Origin of the sequence: Planktothricoides sp. SR001 (genome assembly GCF_001276715.1) — a bacterium.
Taxonomy (GTDB): Bacteria; Cyanobacteriota; Cyanobacteriia; order Cyanobacteriales; family Laspinemataceae; genus Planktothricoides; species Planktothricoides raciborskii.
On record NZ_LIUQ01000012.1, the window covers coordinates 85,615 to 91,634 of the forward strand.

The following is a 6,020-nucleotide window of genomic DNA, read 5'->3' on the forward strand; positions in this document are numbered from 1 at the left end:
TAGTTTGGATAGTAGGAACACAGCACTGCTATGTCCCTACTTTTTGGACAAATGGAATTAATCAATTTGAATGATTAAGGCATCGAAAAATAGTTCTCGCTTCATCTTGGCGTAAGGATCTATCCGAGAATCCAAAGATTCTATGAAGGAACCAAAGGGGTTAAAGGAAAAAGAACTGGGTAACTGAGGGGGAGCAACAAACTTCTTGAATAGAGGCATAAAAATCGCCTCAGCATCGTTTTTCCATCGGCGGTATTCATTTCCCCTTAAATCATTGTCTAAGACGTAGATTAATTTCAGGTTGGATTCACGAACATTTGATTTAATCTTCAAGTCTCGGTCATCAATTGTTGGAACTTGATATCCCAGAGAATCTTCATCTGTTGGATATAGCCAGACTGTAAGTTTTTGCCAATCCAGCTTAGGACTCTGCCGACTAGCAGCAAAGATAGGGCGAGCGATCGTATCATCCAAAAAGCCAAATACCGCGTCACTGAGAATGTTCTTACCATTTTGGCTTTGACCAGGAATACCAACGATTTCAATCCGGTTTAACTTGCTATCTGGGTGGTCTGATTCTAAGGTAACTTTCAGAAAAGTAGTCGGACTTTTACTGGTGCGTGGCATAATTCTTTACTCCTTGTTTACAAGTAGATTTTGGTGAATTTGAGAAGACTGTTATTTAGCCTCTATCTAACTGATGCTTGCAATACGTCAGCCTGTTGTCGGCTTGGTTTAGTAACCCCAGAGGGAGCCCTTTCCAGCTTGCTAATTTTTGATCTTCCTTGTGCTTCACGAGGGTTCCAGATTTCCACAACTGCCTGACCATCAACCACATAGAACATGAAGTAAAGCAGGTAAGCGTATGCAAAGTAGGTCAATATCACAGACGTTATGAAAGCGATATAAGTTACTTCAATTAAGAAGAGAATCCAGTCCATAAAAGCCTGAAAGATTGCGGCCACTAAGTTCTTTGCACTCTGCCATAATTTTTCCAGCCAGTTCCACATAAAAAATGTCTCCTTTGACTTTCAGATTTTTTTTCAAGTATCGGTCATTTTCACCTAAATTTAGGCATCAAAACTACCCGTAATTACAGGAAAATGGTTGAGAGCAAAAAGCTCAAATTAGTTAGGCATTGTTTTTGCTACTAAGAGAGCGTTTTATTTGATGGCTCGATTATAGACTAATGATTTTTTTGGCGAAAGTTGAAAGTAATAAACTTATTTTTAACTTGATAAAGCTTAATTTATCAGCATTTTCAGCTTTTTGCTCTCATTCAACTTGAATGCAGTTGAATCTTGTAAATTTAGTCAAAATCACGGAATCAAGCATCAACAATCCTTTCAAGCTTTTTTCTGACTTTCAACTTGAATTCAATTAACAAGCTGCTAGAAATTTAGTAACTTAGAGTTGTGAAGCAAAAAGGTCATTTATCCTTTGAGTTTCCCACTGATTTTTAATCTCTTTAAACATCTGGGAGAAAAAATATGTACGACTATCAAATCAGTACACCCGGTCACACCCCGCATATTGAGACGACTCCAGAAGGAATGGCTGTCCAAGGAGCTTTTACTGTGCCAACAAAGCTGGGTCTGGTGATTGGAAGCGCTATTGGTGGTCCGGCTGGTGCCGCCGTTGGCGGTGCATTGGGAGCCGCAGTCGGCTTATGTATGGCGTGCCACGTTGCTTCTGGATTGCGTCACTAATCTGAACAGTCCCACTGTCGGACTTGATCGATCGCAAGGGTGTGTTATCCTCCTCTTGTATTAGAGAAGATGACACACTCTAATCCAGTCAATTACGGTGGTTTTCGATTAAATAAACCACAAATATTGCTAGGTTTGATCCAGGCTTGTAGGGGCGAAGCATTCCCGCAAGAGAAACCGGGTTTCTTGGTTCATACCGGGGCGTTCGCGCAGCGTGCCGGAGGCATATCTTTTAAAAGCCTACAAGAAACCCGGTTTCTGAAAACGTAAATTTTTTCCGGGAATGCTTCGCCCTCTGTAAAATATATACCAGATCGTAAACACCAAAAAATTAAGGAGTTTTATTGCTATGAGTAATTCAGCTAAAGAAGGTAAGTGGCCAGCCTTTGCTGACGCTTTCCGAGAGTTTTACACCAAGAAAAACTTTACCTCAGCTTATGAACTGGCGCAAATTAGTAATTTGGAAAATTATTATCTGACTAAAATGAAGAATAATCCTATCTTAAACCCAACTGACGAAACTATTGAAAAATTAGCTCAAGCCTTTGCTGAAAAAAATAACACTAAGCTGGCAGATGAGACAAAAGACATCCGAGAGTTTTTTCAAGAATGGAAAGAAAAAAAATCCGCTAAATCCCCTTCATCTTCAGAGATTCAAGCTTACGAGGCCAAGCTGATTGAAGTTGAAACCAATGATTTGTCCTATTTCCAAAAAAATATTTTACCGGAAATTATGGCTAAATTGGAAAATGTAGGCCAGGGTATGATTATTGTTAAATATGTGAAAAAAGGCAGTATTATCTTAGGTTTAGAAAGTTCTGATGAATCCTATCAGAGAATTAGAGACTGTTATCAAAGAGGCGAATTAAGCGAATTGTTGGGGGTGACGGTTGCGGATTTACAAGTCAAGCCAAGTTTAACCCAATGGTTTGACAATATTTTTCCCCCAGGGTGGCAATCGGTGCAACAATTGCTGACTCCCCAACAATTACGCCCCGCTTATTTTACTCAACCAATCCAACGGGCTAAACGCATCGATTTACAAATTGATTTAATCACTCATACGGTGAATTTAGTCATCAGCTTAACCCGTGAAAATGCGGACAACGTTATCGTTAATCTGAAAGTTTTTCCCACTTCAGAAAGTCCGACTTTACCCCCCAATCTCAAATTAATTCTTTTAACCGAAGGGGAAATCTTTAAAGAAGTGACCAGCCGCAGTGCGGATCAATATATTCAGTATGAATTTGAGGCGGAACCGGGGGATGAGTTTGTGGTAAAATTGGCTTTGGGTGATGCGGAAATCACCGAAGATTTTGTGGTGTAAACCAATGTAACATTATCTACAGCAATTTTTTCCGCGAGTAAACCACAAATACCTAGGGTCGAACCATGACCGCAGACAAATTATTGCTGAAAATATTAAATGTACGGGCCCGCGCATTCCGTAGGGGCGAATGGCCATTCGCCCCTACAATATTTTAAGCATTGTAGGGGCGAAGCATTCCGGCAGTCCATTTAATATTTTCAGTATTGTAAGGGCGAAGCATTCCGGCAGTCCATTTAATATTTTCAGCAATAAATTATCTACCGGAATGCTTCGCCCCTACGGAATGTAAATATTTGTTACATATTTTTGCCTTGGTCAAGTCTATGGTATTATTGATAGGCAGATATTCTTATGACACAAAAAGTTATGAGTCTCTTTCTGCTTAATTTTCAGGATGATTTAGGCCAAGGTTTTACCGTTAATCTGACAATTTGGCCTGATGATTCTCCCAATCGTAATATGATTGCTGGAGGGAATGGTAGGCTACCGCCCGCACCAGAAGATTTAATCAGACTTTATAAAGCATGGAAAGATGCTTATAAAAAGTATTTAAACAGTTATCATTACTATCTTAAAGTAGCTGGCCCTCCATCAACACATAATGACCCCGCCACTTTTGTCCTCAAGGGACACGATGTTATTACTAATCTTAATATCGAGCAAGCAGAGAACCAAAAACAAATAGATTATAATGCTTGTGTATCCTGTGAAGATCAGTTAATTGAAAGATTTAATCAGTGGTTGAAATCACTGGAGTCTAAGGATTTAAAATCACCAGAATCTCTGAGTATTGTAGAAAAGTTAAGGCATCATTTAGGTCAATCTAAAGATGCCGGTCATCGGATTTTGGTTCAGAGTAACGATCCAGATTTGCGAAAAATGCCCTGGACGAAATGGAGTTTATTAAAAGATTTTTCGCGGACAGAAATTGGCTTAAGTCAGCATAATTTTGAGCAAAGAGATATTAAGGTTAATCGCCAAATTAATCAGGTTAGAATATTGACAATTCTTGGGAAAGATGCCAATATTAAAGGCGAAATTGAGAAATTAGCTAAAAATAATAATATTGACATTAGAATTGTGACTAATTTAGCTGAATTAGATGAACCATTATGGAGAGAACCTTGGGATATTATCATTTTTAATGGTCATAGTAATTCTGAGCATGGTACAACCGGGGAATTTTCCTTAAGTGAGACAGAAAAGTTAACCATTAGTAATCTTAGAGGTCATTTTAATCAAGCTATTGAACGGGGATTAAAATTAGTCATTTTTAATTCTTGTGATGGTTTGGGTTTAGCCCATCAATTAGGGGAAGGGGAAAAGTTATATTTATCCCAAGTTATTGTCATGCGCGAACTTTTACCCGCACCTGTAGCACCGATATTTTTAGGATATTTATTTGAGGAATTTACCCAGGGAGTATCTTTGTATGAGGCGATGAGATTAACTAAGGAGAGATTACGTCCCTTAGAAAAAACGCAATATCCGGGAATTAGTGCTTTACCAGTGATTTGTCAAAATCCGACGGAAAGTTCCTTGTTTTGGGGTGATTTTACTCCAGCAAAACCCACAGCTATTATCCCAGAAAATCTCCCTAATTTAACCAAGATTAAATTTGTCGGTCGCGAAAATGATCTGATTAATTTACAGGAAAAATTACAGACAACAGACCAACCTTTGGCGATAACTGCTGTAGCGGGAATGTCAGGCATGGGGAAAACTGAATTAGCCAATCAATACGCTCATCAACATTTCAATGATTATCCGGGGGGAATCTGTTGGTTACTTGGACAGATGGGAAAGGGGAAAATTTCTTTATTGACCGAGTTATCGTTTTTTGTCCAAAATAAGTTTAATTTGATTTTACCTGATGATCTGGGTGGTGAGGAGAAAATTGTTGCCTATTGTTGGGAGCATTGGTCAGGGGAGGGAAATGTTTTAGTTATTCTTGATGATGTGAAAAATTATCAGGAAGTAGAGCCATTTTTACCCAGAAATAAGCGGTTTAAGATATTGTTAACGACGCAAATTGATTTTAGTAGTAATGCCGATGTAGAAACTTATCATTTAGAAAGGTTGAGTCGGGAAAAATCCCTGGAATTATTGGAGTCGTTTGTGGGTGAGGAAAGACTGGAAAAAAACCGGGATATTTTTACGCAACTGTGTGAATTTTTGGGGGATTTACCTTTAGGATTGGTTTTAGCCGGACAATATTTAAAAGAGTTACCGAAATTACCTGTAGTCAAGTATTGGGAAAATATCCAAGGGAAAAAAATCACCCATGATTCTCTGAATCCGGGTAACAATGTCAGTCGGAGTGAACAAACTAGACGGGGGATTAGAGCAGCTTTTCAGTTGACTTGGGAACGCATTGGCGAAATTGAAGGAGTTCAGGAATTAGCAGTTTATTTTAGTTTATATGCTTTAGCGCCGATTCCTTGTGAGATTAATTGGGAGGAGGAAAACGCCGAAGAACTGGAAAGAGCTTTACAAACTTTGCGACAATGGCATATTCTGGAAGAACGGAGTGAGAATATTTACGAAATTCATGCTTTGATGCGACATTTTTTACAGGAAAAATTAACGGAGTTAGATCGGGGTCAGGAATTAAAACGACAGTTTGTAGGATTGATGTTAAATGTGGCGGAGAAAATTGATTATGCTTTAACGAATGAGATCATTGCTCAGGTATCGCCTTATATCGAGCATATTACGGAAGTGGCGAGAAATTACCCAGATGATTTGCTAGGAGATTTTCGGGAGAGTTTAATTACCCCTTACGTTCGTTTAGGTAATTTTTATCAAGGTCAAAGTTTCTATGAACCCGCAGAATTTTGGCTTAAGCAAGGTTTAAGTTTAGCCGCAGCAAATTTTCCTGACGATCATACTGATATTGCGACTTGTTGTAGCTATTTAGCGGGTCTGTACGAGTCTCAGGGAAGGTATGAGGACGCGAAACCGTTGTATTTAAGAGCGAT

General features: G+C 38.9%; 7 protein-coding genes. 5 read left to right on the forward strand and 2 right to left on the reverse strand.

The features are described from left to right. Positions 1 to 57: 57 nt before the first annotated feature. Together AM228_RS09535 and AM228_RS09540 are read right to left on the reverse strand one after the other, a co-directional pair. Entirely contained in the window at positions 58 to 627 is a 570-nt protein-coding gene (locus AM228_RS09535; protein WP_054465892.1) for a hypothetical protein, read from the reverse strand. A 62-nt stretch (positions 628 to 689) separates the two neighbouring features. Next, complete coding sequence (locus tag AM228_RS09540) at positions 690 to 1,010, reverse strand: hypothetical protein (RefSeq protein WP_054465893.1); 321 nt, start codon at positions 1,008 to 1,010, stop codon at positions 690 to 692. A gap of 480 nt (positions 1,011 to 1,490) precedes the next feature. On the opposite strand from AM228_RS09540, the gene AM228_RS09545 reads away from it, so the two are divergent. The 5 genes from AM228_RS09545 to AM228_RS09560 all read left to right on the forward strand — a co-directional run. Next, positions 1,491 to 1,709 (forward strand): hypothetical protein, encoded by a 219-nt coding sequence (locus tag AM228_RS09545; RefSeq protein ID WP_054465894.1) that lies wholly within the window; start codon positions 1,491 to 1,493, stop codon positions 1,707 to 1,709. 69 nt (positions 1,710 to 1,778) lie between these two features. Further along, entirely contained in the window at positions 1,779 to 1,979 is a 201-nt protein-coding gene (locus AM228_RS09550) for a hypothetical protein (RefSeq protein WP_054465895.1), read from the forward strand. 79 nt (positions 1,980 to 2,058) lie between these two features. Then, positions 2,059 to 3,036 carry a DUF1822 family protein gene (locus tag AM228_RS09555; RefSeq protein WP_054465896.1) on the forward strand — a complete coding sequence of 326 codons (978 nt, stop codon included), beginning with the start codon at positions 2,059 to 2,061 and terminating at the stop codon, positions 3,034 to 3,036. A 130-nt stretch (positions 3,037 to 3,166) separates the two neighbouring features. Next, complete coding sequence (locus AM228_RS32245; protein WP_156331657.1) at positions 3,167 to 3,328, forward strand: hypothetical protein; 162 nt, start codon at positions 3,167 to 3,169, stop codon at positions 3,326 to 3,328. A gap of 62 nt (positions 3,329 to 3,390) precedes the next feature. Further along, positions 3,391 to 6,020 (forward strand): NB-ARC domain-containing protein (locus AM228_RS09560; protein ID WP_231636724.1); only part of this gene is annotated, 2,630 nt, incomplete at its 3' end.